The following is a 17,167-nucleotide window of genomic DNA, read 5'->3' as shown; positions in this document are numbered from 1 at the left end:
TCGGTCATGGCTTATTCGTTTGAAAACCGGAGTTATATGCTCGAATCTCCTGGTATCCTGCGGGAGGTTCGGGAATATTTTCGGTCATGAAGGCAACAAATGCTTCTCTCTCCTTCAGACGCAACGCTTTATTGGATTTCTTCTCAAATCCGATGGTGGAAGAAGGTTTGCCGCTCAAGCTCCTGCCGCATACCGAACCGGAATACGCTCCGGGATACACTTCGAGTTCATCCGGCAGAACCAGAATCTTTTGAAACAAGCTTTCGTACAGCTGCATTGCGCCCGCCTTGACGTCACTCGCCAGTTCCGTCCGACCCACATCTCCAACCATGAGAGTGTGCCCCGTTACGATAAACCAAGGATCGTCGCCGCGCGCCCGATCCGTTACGACAAGACTGAAATGCTCTGGGGTATGACCGGGCGTATGAAGAATTCGAATCACGGTGTTCCCGGCAACGATTTCGTCCCCGTCCTCGACGGATTGAAACGGAAAAGCGGTTGCCGCTGATTGATGCATGACATAAGCTGCGCCTGTCTTTTTCGCCAACTCTCGCGCGCCCGAAATATGATCGGCGTGAAGATGAGTATCGATCACATAACGAATGTCCATGCCAAGACGCTTGGACTCTTCGATATAGAAATCCACGGCTTCCTCGACCGGATCCACGACAACCCCTTGCGACCGGCTGCCGCACCCAAAGAAATAGGAAATGGCCACCACCGGATCGTGATGCAAGTATTGACGAAATAACATTTCAAACGCCTCCTTTTGTGATGCAAGGTATCCGTTCTTTGATCAACGATAAGGCTTCTTTAACCGTCTCTTCTGTCGTATTTCTCCCCAGACTGAATCGTACCGCTCCTCTTCCCTTCTCTTCAGGAACTTTCATTGCCGATAAAACCGGGGATAACGACGTGCTGCCTGTGTGGCAAGCGGAACCCGTCGTGGCCGCGATCTCGGGCAATCGCCGAAGTATTTCCTGCCCGCTGTAACCATGAAAATTGATATTGAACGTATTCGGCAATCGATGAACGGGATGCCCGTTCAATGATATCGCGTCTTGAAAGTGATTTTTCAATTCATTCCAGAAATATTGACCGAGTGCTTTGAGATGTTCGGCAGATAAATCCTGAGCGGCCAACTCTGCTGCTTTGCCAAGCCCGGCAATATACGGAACGTTCTCGGTTCCGGCCCGCCTCCCCGATTCATGCCCGGCACCATGGATAAGCGACTCAAGAACAACACCGCTGCGGATATATAACGCTCCGATCCCCTTGGGTGCATAGAACTTATGACCCGCGACGGATAACAAGTCAACCCCGAGCTCATGTACATTAACCGGTATCTTTCCGACGGATTGGGCAGCGTCCGAATGCAAATAAATTCCGTGCTTTCGGGCGATTCGGGAAATTTCCGATATGGGCTGGATCGTTCCCACTTCGTTATTGGCATGCATGATCGAGATGAGAATGGTTTGATCGGTGATCGCCTTTTCGACATCCTCAGGAGAGACGAGACCGAATTCATCAACCTCGAGATAGGTAACTTGCGCACCTACTCTTTCAAGAAAACGACAAGCCTCCAGAACGGAAGGATGTTCAATTTTTGTTGCAATGATATGATTTCCTCGTCTTTGACGGCCAAAGAATACGCCTTTCAGCGCCTGATTATTCGCTTCGCTGGCTCCGCTTGTGAACACGATTTCTTCCGGATTGCAACCCAAAAGAAGCGCAACACTCTCCCGCGATTGATGGATGGTCTCCTGAAGCGAATGGGATGCCCAATGATTTGCAGAAGGGTTGCCGAACCGGTCAACCAGAAACGACTGGATTTCCTTCGCTACTTCTGGAGCAATGGGAGTGCTTGCGTTGTAATCCAGATAAATTCGGTTTAGTGAAGGCTTCCCGTGTGTTTTTTCCATTCATGCACCCCCTCTTCCAATCGGTAAGCGAGGAAACCTTTGTTACGCAGCTCCAAGACGGCTTGTGCCGAGTACACACAGTATGGCCCGCGACAGTAGATTACAATTTCAAGATCGCTCGGCAGTTCATTCATATGTTCAGCCAGCTCATCAATCGGAATGGAAATAGCGCCAGGAATATGATCATATTCGTACTCTTCGGAAGGCCGGACATCAACGAGAATGATTTCCCCCTGTTTATGTTTGGCCAATGCTTCTTCCAGAGAAATCGTATGAAAACCGCCGTGTGGGGGCATAAATTCTTCTTTTATCTTTTGAATGTCTGCAAGCTGCTGTTCCCCTGTTTTCCACATAGACAGCAATAGTTCGTTTACTGCCGTGTTCGCCAACTCATAATACACATAAGTTCCCCTCTTCTTGGACGTCACCAAGCGGGCTTCGGAAAGAACCTGAAGATGTTGGGAGACGTTGGCGATGGTCATATCCGTCTGCTGGGCAAGCTTTTCGACGGACTTGGCCCCCTGTGACAGCAGGTTGAGAAGTTCAAGGCGTCTCTCGCTGGATAAGCATTTTCCGATCCGCGCGAATTGTTTATAAATCGCATCTTTGAAAGGTCTTCCGTTCATGTTGTCCATCTAAAACCACCCAATATTCAAGTATTCACTTGAATACTAAAACAAATTCATTGCCCTGTCAATACATAGAAATTGCCGATTGCCAGGGTCAATAAAAAAAGCTTTCATCCCGTATGCATGGGACAAAAGCCGGTTTGGATCTATTTATTCGGGGCAGCCCACACCAGGTATACAGCTCCCAACATATGCCGCTCTACTTTCTTTATGTTCAGGTTCGTATTCTTAAGAATCTGCAAGATGTCTCGTTTAAGATGGCATCCGACCATTTTCTTGAACAACGGATCCACCATCTTTTGAATCCGGCCGACGAACCGATATGAGCTGATTCCATGTTCCATTAATAAAATCTGTCCGCCCGGCTTGCACCACTTTTGAATATTACTTAATACTCGATGTGGATCTTCATACCCGCAAAACGTCAATGTGGATACGATGGTATCAAACAAATCGTCCGGAAAGGAAAGCGATTCAACATCGGAAAGAGTGAATTCCGCTTGAATACCGCTTTCAGCAGCTGCTTCTTTTGCTCTGCTCATCATTTCCTTACTAAAATCGACTGCCGTCACTTCAACGTCCTTAGGGTAAAAATGAAAGTTGGCTCCCGCTCCTACACCAACTTCCAGAACACGTCCCTTTGCGCAACGGATCAATTTTTCACGCCACTTTTTTTCCGATTGCTTCCTTCTTCTCATTTCGTATATTTTTGCTTGTTTGTCAAACTTTCGAATTAATTTCTCAGTGCTCATGTCATACACCCTCTTAAGATTCAGGCTTTGAACATCCTTAACAGGAGATCCGCGTGAAGCAGTGGCGGTTTAGTCGTATTCTGAACTTATTGCATCTCAATTCCCTGAATCATGGCAATGTATGCGATCCATTTTCAAATCAGTCCGAGCAGCGTTCCGCCTATCGCACCTATGATAACAACAACCCAAGGCGGTATCTTCCAAAAGACGAGCATCAAGAACAGAGTCGAAACCAAGGCAAAATCAGCAGGAGCCAGAATAGCCGTCGTCCACAGCGGGTTATATAATGCAGCTAACAAGATGCCGACGACCGCTGCATTAATCCCGATCAGCGCCCCCTGTACTTTAGGGCTTTTTCGCAAGGAATTCCAGAAGGGTAGCGCGCCTATGATCAACAGAAAAGCAGGCAGAAAGATGGCCGCTGTAGCGATCATAGCTCCTTTCACTCCGTTTATCATCGCACCTAAATAACCGGCAAAGGTGAATAACGGTCCAGGCACCGCTTGCGCCGCACCGTAACCGGCTAGAAAGTCTGCCTCGCTGATCCACCCTGTCGGTACGACTTCCCGTTCAAGCAGCGGAAGAACAACGTGACCTCCGCCAAATACAAGAGAACCTGCCCTATAAAAGCTGTCGAACAAGGACAGCCAGTCCGCAACACCAAATTGTCGAAGCAGAGGCAAAGCGATCAGGAGTCCAAAGAAAAGAGACAAGCAGATGACGGCAAAGCTGCGACTGATAGGAACTGACAGGTTCGGTGCTTCAGGTATTGCCGTTTTTCTGTATAACATAAGTCCAGCTATGCCCGCGACAACAATAAGCAGGAACTGGCTGAAAGCTGTCTGCCACAAGAGGGTGGCGGACGCTGCAATAATGGCGATTGTCGCTCTATTTCGGTCAGGGGTCAGTTTTTGTCCCATGCCAAGAACGGCTTGAGCGACAATGGCTACGGCGACGATCTTAAGGCCATGGATCCATCCTGCGCTTTCAATATCAAATCCCTGCAAAAGAAAGGCGAACAGAACCAGCGCGATGACAGATGGCAGCGTAAAGCCGAGCCAAGCAGTCAGCCCGCCAAGCAAACCGGCGCGAATGACACCAATCCCGATTCCGACTTGACTGCTGGCAGGACCGGGAAGAAACTGACAAAGCGCGACCAGATCCGCATAACTCCGTTCGTCCATCCATTTGCGGCGGCGTATGTATTCGTCATGAAAATAACCGAGATGAGCGATCGGTCCTCCGAATGAAGTGAGACCGAGTTTCGTGGATACGGCTAATACTTCCAGAAGGGCCCGAGGTTTGCTTTTGGGCTCATTCTGGACAGCGACATCATTCTTTTCCACGTTCTGTAATTCCTCCTTGTCAGTTCAGAAGAATACAACACCTAAATGACAGGGTCAGCTTGACTGGTGTTTTGATGCGATTTATGATCGAACCATCAGCCTCGTATATCTCGTAAAAATCAGGTGCGTATATCTTTTTCCGCGCATAACCTTTAAGTGCCTGGTTCGTATATCTTGGCTGAAAAAATCCAAGTTATGCGAGGACAAAGCGACAAAAGCGAAGTGGGGAATCAGCGAAATCCCTTATGGGACAAGGGTTTCAAGCATTTCTGAGGGAATAAAAAATGGCTCGCATAATGCGGTGTTAGATGAAGTAATTAGCCATCGCCGAGTTATCTAAATATAATTGTAGTAATTATTTTTACTTATCTCGATGTTTATTAGTTTATCTGCTTCTGCTATTGGAATACCGTTCGTATAAAATTTCGGGACTGTAAAATATTTTGTGTAAACTCTCAAACCTAAAACTATTACAATGGAGACAACGAAAGGTTGGGAGAACACATCATGAAATTACTACCAAAAGATCAACTCCGCCAGTTCATCAAAGAGAACAACTTGAAGACCGTCGAAGACGTGCAGAAAACGCTGAAGGATCTTTTTGCGGAGACACTCCAGGAAATGTTGGAAGCCGAACTGGAAACAGAACTCGGCTACGCCAAACACGATGTAAAGCATAAGGAGACTCACAACAGCCGCAATGGACATAGTAAGAAAACCGTAACGTCAGAGTATGGCGAGATCGAGATTGAAATCCCGCGTGATCGGCTGGGCGAATTTGAACCGATGGTGGTTAAGAAGCATCAAAGACAGGTCACCGGCATCGAGGATCAGATCGTATCGATGTATGCCAAAGGAATGAGTACGAGAGATATTCAGGAGCACCTGAATCAGTTGTACGGCATTGACGTATCGCCGGCGCTCATTTCGAACGTCACGGCGAAAATCATGCCGCTTATCAAGGAATGGCAGCATCGCCCTCTGCAAACGGTCTATTCCGTCGTCTTCATGGATGCCATTCACTTCAAAGTCAAGCAGGACGGGCAAATAATCAACAAAGCCGCCTACATGGTTGTAGGCATTGATTTGGAGGGCTACAAGGACGTACTGGGCATTTGGATTGGTGAGAACGAGTCTGCGAAGTTCTGGCTGAGCGTATTGACCGACCTAAGAAACCGCGGTGTACAAGATATTCTGATTATCTGCGTCGATAATCTAAAAGGATTCAGCGATGCCATTGCCGCATGCTACCCGCAGACGGAGATTCAGAAGTGCATCATTCATCAAATCCGCAATTCCATCAAATATGTATCTTACAAGGACTTAAAGAAAGTCACCGCCGCGCTGCGTCCCATCTATACCGCTCCAACGGAGGAAGCCGCTCTGCAGGAACTGGAACAATTCGAGGCGGTATGGGGCAGGCAGTATCCGCTGATTGTACGCTCATGGCGGAATAATTGGGATGAGCTCGCAACGTTCTTCAAATACTCGCCGGAACTACGCAAACTGATTTACACGACGAATATGATCGAAAGCTACCACCGTCAACTTCGTAAAGTCACAAAGGGGAAGAGTATCTTCCCCAACGACGAAGCGTTGCTCAAGATGCTGTATCTAGCGACAATGGACGTGCTTCGCAAGTGGACGGGACGCGTTCAAAACTGGGGACAAATCCTGCTGCAACTTACGGTACACTTTCCCGATCGCGTACATGTCCGCTAAAGGACTTTACATGGAGGAGTGGGCATGATAGGCTGGTTAGCCACGTGATGACCGCTTTCCAGCATCGCCCAATCGCGAGAAATCATGCCCACTGGAGGCTCCATGTCAAGTCCGGCACCAAACTTTGGCATAACCGAGTTTACACAAAATTCTTGACAGACTCAAAATTTCTTCTCAAGTGAAGATATCTTAACTCCATTTATCTTTGAAATTAAAGCTGGATTTGAACCATTAACGACCATGTTAAAAAGCGCGGCATCCATTATTGGCTCTACTGGATACGATTCAACGTCTTTATCAATAGCAATTAAGTTATATGATTTTAGAAATAAACAGAAAAACTCATTTAAACTCTCTATCCGAAAATTATCACAATAAATAAACTCCAATATTTTGTCATCCTCAAGAAAAGCTTTATTTCGAGTTTTTTCTGCTATTTGTATCGAAAATCTTAAGTCCCTATATAATCCTGTTGGTATATTAATTTGTACAGAATTTACCTCCACCAACCTATAATCATTACTAAAGTTTTTACGACAGATAGATACAATAACAGATTTCTTAGCCGGTGCAATTAGAGTTAATTTATAAATAACCTTAGAACCAAGAACTTAAAAAATCTCTTCTTTGATCTCGAATCTAATTCTGAATAATTAGTTCGTTCAAAATAATCATCCAAATTTTCAAGAATTTCAATGATCATGTCTGCTTCCCAGAAATCCTTGTCTTTAACACCTGTTAGATTGTACTTATTTATGATAAACGTCTTAAATTCCTGAAACGATGCGGTATTATTAAAAATGTCATCAGCATAGCCCTTACCAACAATATACTTATAAAACGCCTTCACTGATTCAACATGACTCTCCATTGTCTTTATAGTTTTAATCTTCCCGAGCCTATGATAATAACCGACCGATTCTATTAAATCTTCTTTAGTAATTGTAATTGGCTGATTTGCTTTTTCTATATTGTTGATGAAAGCAACAAACTTCGTCACATGGTTTCTATATGTTTCATCTTGACTTAAGTATTCATCTTTCCATTGATCAAGTAAATTCATATTCATTTTAATCACCTACTTATGGGTTTTATGTTATTGCTGATTATTTCATCTAACGTCTTTTTTGCGAACTTCATAAACTCGTCATGGCTTAAGTTATTCGCGAGGTAATTCAACTATCCTCCCTCTTTGTTCTTCTGTTTGCTTCCGTATTCTAGCGATTTCACAGTATTTCTGAACCGACTCAGCAGACGATTCGAAACTAGAATCAACCTGGTTAAGTTTATGGAGAAAAAGGGCGTACGCAAACAAGGGATTATTCTCCTTTGTTAAAATATGGTCGCACATTGGAGCTCCACATTGCACCTTTGCGGCTTACCCTCCCATGTCTCACAGAGTCCTTGTTTCGTCCCGTTTCATTCCATCGTTCTGCCTATCAAAGGGTGGAGACCAGTGGTTTGCTGCCCGGCAGGGTCGTTGCCCCAAGTAATAGTGTCGTACCGGTTTCTCCGTGCTTCGTTTGTCAGATGTTACTGTGAATCAGCTAGCTGTTAGGAAAACTTTAAAGAATTAAGCCGCATTCTGTAATCGTGCAATATGTACGGGTCCCAGCACTTTGGCTGGATCGTACGGTACCTTTTTTGCCCAAGTGTAAATAACACCCGTATGAGCCTGCAGCACAGTGCTATCACCGACTGCATGGCCTTGAGCAGATTTTGTGTTCTTTGCGTGTAGTATCTATGCAATTCCTGAAATTCCGCATTCTTTGCAATCTTTAATCTTACTTTATCGGCCTCTAAAATTACCCCTATTTTACTGGTTCAAAACCGAAATCAGTGCTTGACGAATTGATCGAAGGCTAAATATGGAAAAACATCTGCTAATCCTGTATTGTTGTAAGTCCTACCCAACAACAAAGAGGAATAAACAGATGCAAACTCAGTATATCAATGAAATGCTCGACTTACCAGAGCTGAAAATTAAACAAATTCTGTCCATCGATGCCGATGAACTTCACATAGAAGCTCTACCCGTGGACGCCAAGCAATGCTGTCCATGCTGTAAGTCCATTGAACATGTCGTCCGCAAGGGAAGAAATGAACCGCGGATCGTCCGGCATCTTTCCGTATTCGAAAAGCAAACCTACCTGCACGTGCCGTCGATTCGGATGTATTGTACGCGCTGTGAAGCCGGATTTGTGTGGGCGTACGAATTTGTCGGTCCCAAGCAGCGCTACAGCCGACTCTTTCGCTCCCAGACGGTCGAACAAGCGCTGGGGTCCACGGCCGCGCATAGCGCCCGGATGCAGCAAACACCGGCCAGTACCGTACAGCGCATGCATAACGAGGCGGTGCCAGTGGAGTGCGAGCGGATCTACGAACGTGTCTGGGAAGAAGCGCAAGAAACGTCCGGATTGGTTCTGGGGATCGACGACTTTGCCATCAAGAAAGGCCATACGTATAACACCGGCATTCACAACCTCAAAGGCGAGACGATGCTGGACTTGCTGCCCGGTCGAAAGCTGGAGGAACTGCGGGCGTATTCGCAAGAGCATCCTGGCTTCCTGCTGTTGAACCCGAAGGCGGTGGTCATGGATTTAGCTCAGGCGTATCACACGTGGATTCGCGAGTGTTTTCCAAAAGCGATTCGCATTGCCGATCGTTTTCATGTTCACGGTTACGTCATCGAAAGCGTGCAGGCGGTTCGGAAAACCGTGCAGAACACCCTGTCGCCACGGGCGAAGGCTTATCTGAAAGCGAACCATCGGTTGCTCAATCCGCCAGCGGAGTCGCTTGATGAAAAAAGCCGCGAACGTTTGGAAACGCTGCTCCATTACTCCCCTCTACTGCGCGGCGTGTGGGAATGGAAAGAAGCATTTACGACGTGGTACAACTGCTCGCCGAATCTTGCCATTGCCCAATTGGGATTTGAGCGTTGGTGTGAGCAGGGCGATCGGATTGATCACCCCGCCGTCCAAAGCACCCTGAAGACCATGCGCAACTGGAAAGAGGAGATCGTTAACTACCATCAATGCCGCTGGACAAATGCGACTGTAGAAGGCCGCCACAATCGCATCAAAGCCTTTCAGCGCCGCCACTACTTTACACGAAATCGCAGTCGCTATAAGGCTGGCATTCTGATCGAATGCAACCGACATCGGATGTTCGGCTAATTGTCAAGCACTGATTTTGAGATTGAGCCATTTTACTAGCATGTTTTACCTCAAGATGTAAAGGACAAGGGATACCTCATGTCCGAAGTTTATACTTACCTTTATGCCGTCGAAAACTCCATCAGATTATTTAGTCTGCAAAAAGAAGTATGGGCCTGATTATTATGATAAAATATCTATACCTTCAGCAACTCAAAAAACATTAAATCAAAGAATAATCGATGCGTTTTCTAAGAAGTGGCTCAGTATACGAGGAGATTCAAAGCTCTTTTACCTAGACTTCAAAGATCTCGCTACGATAATAAATAAAAACTGGGACATTTTCAAAGATTACTTCCCCAGCCAAGATTTTATCATACCAAAAATTAAGGAAATGGCTGATTGCAGAAACCTGATAGCACACAATAGCTTGATTGATGAAACGGAAAGAAACGTAATTAAGACCTACTATAACGTTATCTTAAAGCAGATCTCAAGCGTGTTTAACTAACTTGCATAAAAAACGAAGATCTCAGGCTGCTTAGTCTCGCATGAGATCTTCGTGCGTTTTGGTAAGTAAATGTGGCTCCATTATGTTACTCCCTGATGAGCGACACACAGCACTCCACATGTGATGAGTAGACAGTGAAAACATGTGTCCAGCAGAAGTGGGAGTATTCGCAATGCTCTATAATTTTTACGCAATTTACTATACCAACAATTTTGCCGTTAAACAAAATAAAAAAGCACTTTCAAAGAGTGCTAAAAGGGAGAAATTATTTTATTGGTTATTGGATTACCCCACACAATCGAGAGTGAGCCATGTAATCGATAATCTTAACTACAAACAGTGCAATAAAACCTGTCACAGTAGCAATTTCACCAACCATGGACATCACCTCCCGAATGCTAACTATTATGCCATGTCCCCGATTGACATTAGTTTCCAATCTCTCGATTGGATGGGGCGGGACAAAATCTTTATATCACATTTTTAGGTAACTGTGCAAATAGTTTTCAAGGCAGCGTAGAGTATAGAACTTCATATTTTTCCTTTCATTTGCTTTATATAAGCCCCTAATCAGTTTATGTTCAGGAAATTTATCCAACAAAATTTTAAGATTCAAGTGGTTAAACTTCTTTGTTGATAAGTGTAAAACCCTATATGTGAAAATATTCTTATTTTCAACAAGTTGTGTTAGCACTTTTTTAAGTTCACTACTCACCTCAATTTTGGATACTGTTTCAATACTTCAACCCCATGACTTAGATCAAGGTTTTTTACATTTTCAAATGATGTGTTTACAAATATTACATTTTCAAATTTCGCATTTCGAAAATTACAGCCATCCAAAAGCGGCCCAACAAAAATGGTATTTTTGAATGATGCCCCTTCAAAGTTACTTTTCCTGAGATTAGTCCCTAAAAAGTCTACGCCGTCAAACTTGGCTTTTTTAAAATAACATGAAGTTAATATAGCACCTCTAAAATTCACATTATTAAACACTGCATTATTAAAGTTAACCTTATATGATCTACTCTTACAAAAGTACAAAAAGCTATATTTTCTCCCGATTTTCATTGTTTTGAAGGAATTCAGTCTATAAGTTATTATTCTCTTTTCGGACATATGGACACCTACTACAAGTAATTTACAAGTATTGTAATTATAGCAGACTAAAAGTTTGCTGAACACAACTTTACTAATTACCCGCCCTTGGCAGGTTTTCACACTAAATCCAGTTTATTGATGTGGCAGCCGTTCGCTTCGCTCACGTCTGCTCACATGCGGGCTTCGCTACGCTACGCCCGCTGAGTTTGGGGAGAGGTTATTATTTTCTTCGGTTGGGAGAAACACAGGTGGGTAAGGAAACATTATTCCCCCTTAAAAAAGAGGGGAACTGGAAACACATGTGGGTTGAGGTTTCCTGCATGACATCAGACGCGCTCAGGTACGGCTTTACCGCGTTTATGATGAATCATAAGTCTGTCATGAATCCCTCGCCTGTGGCGACCGTGACGGGGCTACGTTCAACGTAGAATCTGAGGAAGAAGCACAACTTCAATGGCGAGAAAAATACGCTGTAAAGCACTTATCCCCAAAAACGCTTTACACCTATGAGCAGAACCTAAGAAACAGAATTTTGCCGGCTTTCGGTCATTTGAAGCTGGACGAGATCAAGCCGCTCCATATTGTGGATTATTTGCAGTCGCTCGAGCAGGACGGAGGCAGAAATGATGGGAAGCCAGGCGGTTTGTCATCAGGAACCATTCAGTATGACCACAGGATTATCAAAAATATCCTTTCTCGCGCCGTCGAGTGGAAACTCATTAAGAGCAATCCGGCGGCCGGCGTCAAAAAGCCCAAAGTTGAACACAAGGTAAATATGCCCTATGATGAACACGAAGTCGAGCAGCTCCTTCAAGCTCTCCAAAACGAGCCATACCACTGGCGCATGATGGTTACGCTGGCGCTCACGACTGGCCTACGCCGCGGTGAGCTCCTTGGCCTGGAATGGAAACATATCGACTGGAAAAACGGCCTTATAAGTGTTGAGCAAACGCTCATCATAGCGCTTAAAGGTGAAATCATCGTCAAGGAGCCGAAAACTAAAAATTCAAAACGGAAAGTTGCGCTGCCGCCATCAGTCTTGGAAGAGCTGCGGGACTATTACGCCTATCGCGTCAAGGAGCGGGACAACTTGAAAGATGCTTGGAAAGGCTGTAAGGATCAGGACGGGAATGAACGACATTTTGTTTTCAGCCATCCGGATGGCACACCATTCCACCATGAGAGCCCTTATCTATGGTTCCGCCAATTCATCAAAAAGAATGGCTTGCGGTACATTCGCTTTCATGATCTGCGCCATACATCGGCCACGCTGCTTATCAATCAAGGCGTACACGCGAAAATTATTTCCGAGCGACTTGGTCACGGGAACATAACCACAACGATGAATATATACGGTCATGCGTTGCGATCGGCTGACCAGGCCGCCGCCGAAAAATTTGAAAAGCTATTTTCCAGCAAACGCAAAGCATAAAATTAAGACGCTGCGGGATTTCCCGTTAGCGTCTTTGCTCTTCATTCGCTCAAATTGTTATCTTTTCGTTTCATTTATCGCCAATTTTAACATCAATTTAACATCAATCAGGCTTTAGTAAACCTAAAATCCCTTGTATATCAAGGAAGCTACGCATTCGATATGTACCGTATGCGGGAAGCAATCTGATTCCCGCGGCATCTGTTATAGTCGCTTAATATCGCATAAATTCAATGTTCTTGCAGTCAGTTACCTTAGTAATCTTCGTCTTTACTAGACTTTATCACGAATTTTTGCGGCAGTTTTACGGCAGGTACCATTCTTAATTTCAATGTAGTGAAATTTAATTAGAACACCCGCTCAACAGAGTGGGTGTTTTCATTTAATGGTTGTTTCAACAAAAGATGCCGCGGCAAAATCTCATTCGTAATAAAAAAAGATTTATATCAAACGTATGTTCCTATATAATAGAATAGTCGTATATTCCCTCTATTCAACACAAGTAATTTTCAGTTATATTAAAATGATAGGGACTGTTTACTAAGAAACAGCTCTTGGGAGGTCATGCTTAGATGAGTGTACGAACATTAAATATTGAGGATATTCAAAATGAGTCATTCTACGAAAATTTCGAACGCCCTTTTAACGTTATAAATGGTAATTTACAGTCCGCTACATATAGAGCTTTAGTTAATTTTACAGGGAGCGTAAACTACCCTCGGCATAGGTGGTTTTATTATCGTGAAGGTTTTTCACCAGAGCTTGTACAAGCCTTGTTAGATGAATTTAATGTTCCCCAAGAAGGATTTATTTGTGATCCTTTTAGTGGTGCTGGTACAACACTGTCTGTTGCACATGAGAGAAATATCCGCTCAGTTGGCTTTGAAGTTAATCCCTTCTCTTCTTTTGTTAGTCTTGTAAAAACAAGAAACTATACCGAAGAAGAGTTAGTTCTATTAGAAGAGATAAGTATTAAGCTCTCTAATTACAAGAAAGATATTTATAAATTCACTCCGCCTGAGAACGAGTACTTGTCGAAGATATTCGATGAAGATATTTTGTTAAACCTCTTGATGTTCAAAGATTTTATCAATCAAATCAGTAACAAAAAGGTTAGAGATCTCTTCTTCTTGGCTTGGCTTAACTCCTTAGAACCGGTTGCTAAATATAGAAAGGCAGGAAATGGTTTAAAAATTAAAACCAAGATCCACGAGCAACAATTATTTGATTCACGAGAGTTAATTCTTAATCAAATACAAAACACTTTAAAGCTTATGAAGGAAGACTTGAAGAACACAAGGACTTTTGGCTTTGAGCCAGATGTTTATGAAGAGTCCGCCATGGAGCTTAATAAATTTATATTACCAAATCAACTCGACGCTGCTATCTTTTCACCTCCCTATGCCAATTGCTTTGACTATACAAAGATTTATTATATGGAATTATGGATGGGGGACTTTGTTAGAGATCGAGACGATCAAAAAGAAGTTCGAATGAAATCTGTCCGTTCACATGTACACGCTACTTGGCCGTCGAGGCATGAAAACTATTACTTACCGGAACTTCATGACATGTTATTACCTGCTGTAAAGTCTCAAAAGCTTTGGACAAATAGAATTCCTGATATGTTAAAGGGTTATTTTGAGGACATGAATGTAGTTTTAACGAATCTATACGAAGCACTTCGTCCGGGAGGATCATGTGCAATTGTGGTAAGTAATTCTGCATATGGCGGAATTATTATTCCTACTGATACTATTTTAGCAGCTAGTGCGAAAAATATCGGCTTTGATGTTAAGGAGATTGAAGTTGAGAGACTAATAATAACTAGCTCACAACAATATAAGTAACTGAGAATTTACGTCGTTTCTTAAGGGAAAGTACGGTTAAGCTGCAAAAACCAGCATTATAAGCTTTAAGGAGGCTACAAAATTGCAAGCACCAGAGATTAATTATGTCCCAGAACTACCACTTCAAATAGAACCGAATGCAACTTATGAAATAGCTGCAAATAAATCCATAGTAGTGGGTTATAGTCACAGATTTTTTAACAAGTACCCAGCAAAATATATTCCTCAGATTCCAAGATGGGCAATCCAAAAATACATGAATGCAGATAAGGATGGTGTCCTTGACCCTTTTTGTGGTTCAGGAACAACCTTGGTAGAAGGCTTGCTACAAGGAAAAAACGGATTTGGAGTGGATGTTGATCCTTTTGCTCGATTGTTAACTAAGGTAAAAACTCGACCATTTACAAAGGAAGAATTAAAAAAGCTCGATCAGGTAATATTAAATATTCAGCAGCGTGTCAATGATCATGTTTCATTGTATTTAGATCCCCCTCCAATACCAGACATCACAAAGTGGTTCCGAGAAGATGTAATTGAAAAGTTAATTGCTTTAAAGCAAATTATTTTAGAAGAAACAGGCGGAGAGGGTCCACACTTTGATTACTTGAATATTGTACTTGCTGGAATAATTAGAAGAGTATCTAATGCTGAAAATGGATCGCCAAAGCCTTATATTTCCACCAGATTTCCTAAGGAACCGGAAGACCCATTCTTATATTTCTTTAAAATGCAAAGTCTATACCGAGAAGCATTAGGCGAATTTTCTCTAAGTATGTTAGGCTCAATACATACTTTAGATAATAAACATCCAAGTGTAAAATTAATTGGGACGGATGCTAGAGACTTTAATCTAGACCGTAAGGTATCACTTGCTGTTACATCTCCACCATATATTAATGCCTTTGATTATGTGCGTAGTCTGAAGTTCGAGAATCTATGGTTAGGATTGGCCGATCCAGATGATTTACTCGAAATAAGAAGGCAACATGTTGGAACAGAGACTTTAGGTGCCCGCGGCAGAGCTGACGATTTAAATGATGAATTTAATGTACCTGTTTTGGACCAGGCAATAACTCAGCTCACCGAACTTGATTCCAAGAGAGCCCTTATTGTAAGTGCATTTTTCCGGGATATGCAAAGAAATCTTCAGAATGTATACAATGTTTTAGAGGATGGCGGAAATTACGTAATTGTGATTGGAGATAGCACGATTAGAGGAATTGAAATACCAACGGCAGATATACTCGCTGTATTTGGAGAAAATATTGGATTTACTTTAGAATTGAAATTCCAATATGTAATTAGGGATAGATATCTTCATATCCCTCGGGGAGATAAAGGTGGGCTAATTAAACTAGATCGTATCATCGTCTTACGTAAGTAATGTTGCATCATAAAGAGCAAGGGGAGCCATGGATGACCCCTTGCTCATATTTTTTTCATAATCGTTTCGATAAATCTGTTTATGGAATCTTCTAGCATACTGAAGCTAGCAAGCCATACATCATTGTTTTCTTCATTCTGAGGAGTTTTATTAATTCCGGACCAAACAGCGAGCAATGCCTTTGGGCTTTGGTTTAGTGCTCCTTTGAAGTCAGATAAATAGGACAGTACATCATGGACCCCTTCACCAATATACCCTCTTTCCTCAGAGTATTTAACCTCTATTAACGAATTTAGTATAGATTTCCCTTGACTAGTTTCTTTTTCAGCGACAATTATTATATCCGGTCGTCTTGTGCTTACAGTATTCTGGGTATACGATTTTAGTATATTTATATAGTCACTATTCTGGGAAAAGCTTTTCGGAACGTGCTGATAATACAGAAAAATATTAATGTTATTTGAAAAATGGTAGGTAAAAATTGTTTTATGCTCTGCTCTAAGGATGGTTATTTCCCTGCTACCATTAACTTTTTTTCGTATTTTTTCAAGCACCGAAATAACTTCAAAAAATACAGCAAACTCATATAGCGTCTCAGCACTCTGAGGGCTTATTATTTGTTCTTTGAGAACCTTAAATAAGGTATCCTTCTCTTTAAGTACAAACAAGTTGTAGTAAAGTAACCCAAGTTCGGAAAGCTTTCTATAATATTTACTTCTATTCTTTGATGCAGCCTGTATTAATTTATAATTGAGATGGCTTGGGCATGTAACTTCTTTTAAATGCGGATGTAGTCTAATTTTTTTAACTATACTAAAGACCTTATCTAAAATGCTTATCCAGCCCTCTGCTTGTCCGGGAGCTATATTATATGCTCTAGGTATACTGTCGTATAGGGAACTAACTATGAACTTTAAGAGTTGATTAGACGATGTATCATAAACTTTACTAGAGGGACGAGTAACAAACATCGTTCGGTCTGCAAAACCGTTAGCAGCTCTTCTTTTGAAAGTTTCTCCCCAATCTACAGATCCACGTATTATTCCTTTACTTTCAATTATCTCCTGTTGAGTCACGCGGTCTAAATTTTTCAACAGATGGTTTAGTAAATCTATTATCCCTTCCCTGTAACATTTAATAATGAAATGAATAATTGCCAAGTCATTAAAGTCAGTTGCTTTTAAATCTGCCTCAAACGCCAAAGCAGACGAAACGCCTGAAAGCAACTCACTCTTACGATATAGGTTCAAACCAAGGTATGTTGATTGGATGCGTGACAGAATAAGATTTCGTCTAAATGCTAATCTTTTGGTTTGTATAAAGTCGTTACTTATAGGAAACGCCTCACTTTTATACTTACGAG

Annotated in this window: 14 protein-coding genes and 1 pseudogene; 6 read left to right on the top strand and 9 right to left on the bottom strand. The window is 42.7% G+C overall.

Annotated elements, in window-relative coordinates; genetic code table 11:
- Positions 1–4: 4 nt before the first annotated feature.
- The 5 genes from EXW96_RS25280 to EXW96_RS25260 all read right to left on the bottom strand — a co-directional run bounded on the left by EXW96_RS25280 (position 5) and on the right by EXW96_RS25260 (position 4,649).
- Positions 5–754, bottom strand: a complete 750-nt coding sequence (locus EXW96_RS25280) for an MBL fold metallo-hydrolase (protein WP_127607621.1) — start codon at positions 752–754, stop codon at positions 5–7.
- A 1-nt stretch (position 755) separates the two neighbouring features.
- The gene (locus EXW96_RS25275) at positions 756–1,922 is read right to left on the bottom strand and encodes a cysteine desulfurase family protein (protein ID WP_127607620.1); all 1,167 of its coding nucleotides are present in this window, start codon (positions 1,920–1,922) and stop codon (positions 756–758) included.
- Positions 1,892–2,548 carry a metalloregulator ArsR/SmtB family transcription factor gene (locus EXW96_RS25270; RefSeq protein WP_027093267.1) on the bottom strand — a complete coding sequence of 219 codons (657 nt, stop codon included), beginning with the start codon at positions 2,546–2,548 and terminating at the stop codon, positions 1,892–1,894. Before EXW96_RS25270 ends, EXW96_RS25275 begins: the two co-directional genes overlap by 31 nt.
- Before the next feature lie 149 nt (positions 2,549–2,697).
- Complete coding sequence (locus tag EXW96_RS25265; RefSeq protein ID WP_062494123.1) at positions 2,698–3,303, bottom strand: class I SAM-dependent methyltransferase; 606 nt, start codon at positions 3,301–3,303, stop codon at positions 2,698–2,700.
- A gap of 134 nt (positions 3,304–3,437) precedes the next feature.
- Entirely contained in the window at positions 3,438–4,649 is a 1,212-nt protein-coding gene (locus EXW96_RS25260) for a chromate transporter (RefSeq protein WP_127607618.1), read from the bottom strand.
- 507 nt (positions 4,650–5,156) lie between these two features.
- On the opposite strand from EXW96_RS25260, the gene EXW96_RS25255 reads away from it, so the two are divergent.
- Positions 5,157–6,371 (top strand): IS256 family transposase, encoded by a 1,215-nt coding sequence (locus tag EXW96_RS25255; RefSeq protein ID WP_174351718.1) that lies wholly within the window; start codon positions 5,157–5,159, stop codon positions 6,369–6,371.
- Positions 6,372–6,532: 161 nt separating this feature from the next.
- Here the strand turns inward: EXW96_RS25255 and EXW96_RS25250 are convergent, their stop codons facing one another.
- A complete protein-coding gene (locus EXW96_RS25250) occupies positions 6,533–6,877 on the bottom strand; it encodes a hypothetical protein (protein ID WP_174351717.1) in 345 nt (114 codons plus the stop codon).
- 74 nt (positions 6,878–6,951) lie between these two features.
- The gene (locus EXW96_RS25245; protein ID WP_174351716.1) at positions 6,952–7,434 is read right to left on the bottom strand and encodes a hypothetical protein; all 483 of its coding nucleotides are present in this window, start codon (positions 7,432–7,434) and stop codon (positions 6,952–6,954) included.
- Between the two features lie 871 nt (positions 7,435–8,305).
- On the opposite strand from EXW96_RS25245, the gene EXW96_RS25240 reads away from it, so the two are divergent.
- On the top strand, positions 8,306–9,547 hold the full coding sequence (locus EXW96_RS25240) for an ISL3 family transposase (RefSeq protein WP_174349589.1): 1,242 nt from the start codon (positions 8,306–8,308) through the stop codon (positions 9,545–9,547).
- Positions 9,548–10,748: 1,201 nt separating this feature from the next.
- Here the strand turns inward: EXW96_RS25240 and EXW96_RS28720 are convergent.
- Positions 10,749–11,108 carry a pentapeptide repeat-containing protein gene (locus tag EXW96_RS28720; RefSeq protein WP_375256481.1) on the bottom strand — a complete coding sequence of 120 codons (360 nt, stop codon included), beginning with the start codon at positions 11,106–11,108 and terminating at the stop codon, positions 10,749–10,751.
- A 493-nt stretch (positions 11,109–11,601) separates the two neighbouring features.
- Between EXW96_RS28720 and EXW96_RS28150 the strand changes: the two are divergent.
- The 4 genes and pseudogenes from EXW96_RS28150 to EXW96_RS25215 form a co-directional block, all read left to right on the top strand.
- A pseudogene (locus EXW96_RS28150) lies at positions 11,602–11,730 on the top strand (tyrosine-type recombinase/integrase); the annotation flags it as partial.
- 183 nt (positions 11,731–11,913) lie between these two features.
- Complete coding sequence (locus EXW96_RS25225) at positions 11,914–12,570, top strand: site-specific integrase (protein WP_302621145.1); 657 nt, start codon at positions 11,914–11,916, stop codon at positions 12,568–12,570.
- A 572-nt stretch (positions 12,571–13,142) separates the two neighbouring features.
- On the top strand, positions 13,143–14,420 hold the full coding sequence (locus EXW96_RS25220) for a DNA methyltransferase (RefSeq protein WP_174351713.1): 1,278 nt from the start codon (positions 13,143–13,145) through the stop codon (positions 14,418–14,420).
- 82 nt (positions 14,421–14,502) lie between these two features.
- Entirely contained in the window at positions 14,503–15,804 is a 1,302-nt protein-coding gene (locus EXW96_RS25215) for a DNA methyltransferase (protein WP_174351712.1), read from the top strand.
- A 44-nt stretch (positions 15,805–15,848) separates the two neighbouring features.
- Here EXW96_RS25215 and EXW96_RS25210 read toward each other — a convergent pair.
- Positions 15,849–17,167 (bottom strand): hypothetical protein (locus EXW96_RS25210; RefSeq protein WP_174351711.1); only part of this gene is annotated, 1,319 nt, incomplete at its 5' end.

This window comes from Paenibacillus sp. JMULE4, assembly GCF_013337105.1.
Taxonomy (GTDB): domain Bacteria; phylum Bacillota; class Bacilli; order Paenibacillales; family NBRC-103111; genus Paenibacillus_G; species Paenibacillus_G naphthalenovorans.
This window is presented reverse-complemented; position numbering and strand designations above follow the sequence as displayed.

Excerpts from the sequence above, each read along its gene's own strand:
- EXW96_RS25225 (WP_302621145.1), top strand. The coding sequence starts at position 11,914 with ATGCCCTATGATGAACACGAAGTCGAGCAGCTCCTTCAAGCTCTCCAA.
- EXW96_RS25265 (WP_062494123.1), bottom strand. The coding sequence starts at position 3,303 with ATGAGCACTGAGAAATTAATTCGAAAGTTTGACAAACAAGCAAAAATA.
- EXW96_RS28720 (WP_375256481.1), bottom strand. The coding sequence starts at position 11,108 with ATGAAAATCGGGAGAAAATATAGCTTTTTGTACTTTTGTAAGAGTAGA.
- EXW96_RS25275 (WP_127607620.1), bottom strand. The coding sequence starts at position 1,922 with ATGGAAAAAACACACGGGAAGCCTTCACTAAACCGAATTTATCTGGAT.
- EXW96_RS25245 (WP_174351716.1), bottom strand. The coding sequence starts at position 7,434 with ATGAATTTACTTGATCAATGGAAAGATGAATACTTAAGTCAAGATGAA.
- EXW96_RS25240 (WP_174349589.1), top strand. The coding sequence starts at position 8,306 with ATGCAAACTCAGTATATCAATGAAATGCTCGACTTACCAGAGCTGAAA.
- EXW96_RS25270 (WP_027093267.1), bottom strand. The coding sequence starts at position 2,548 with ATGAACGGAAGACCTTTCAAAGATGCGATTTATAAACAATTCGCGCGG.
- EXW96_RS25280 (WP_127607621.1), bottom strand. The coding sequence starts at position 754 with ATGTTATTTCGTCAATACTTGCATCACGATCCGGTGGTGGCCATTTCC.
- EXW96_RS25220 (WP_174351713.1), top strand. The coding sequence starts at position 13,143 with ATGAGTGTACGAACATTAAATATTGAGGATATTCAAAATGAGTCATTC.
- EXW96_RS25255 (WP_174351718.1), top strand. The coding sequence starts at position 5,157 with ATGAAATTACTACCAAAAGATCAACTCCGCCAGTTCATCAAAGAGAAC.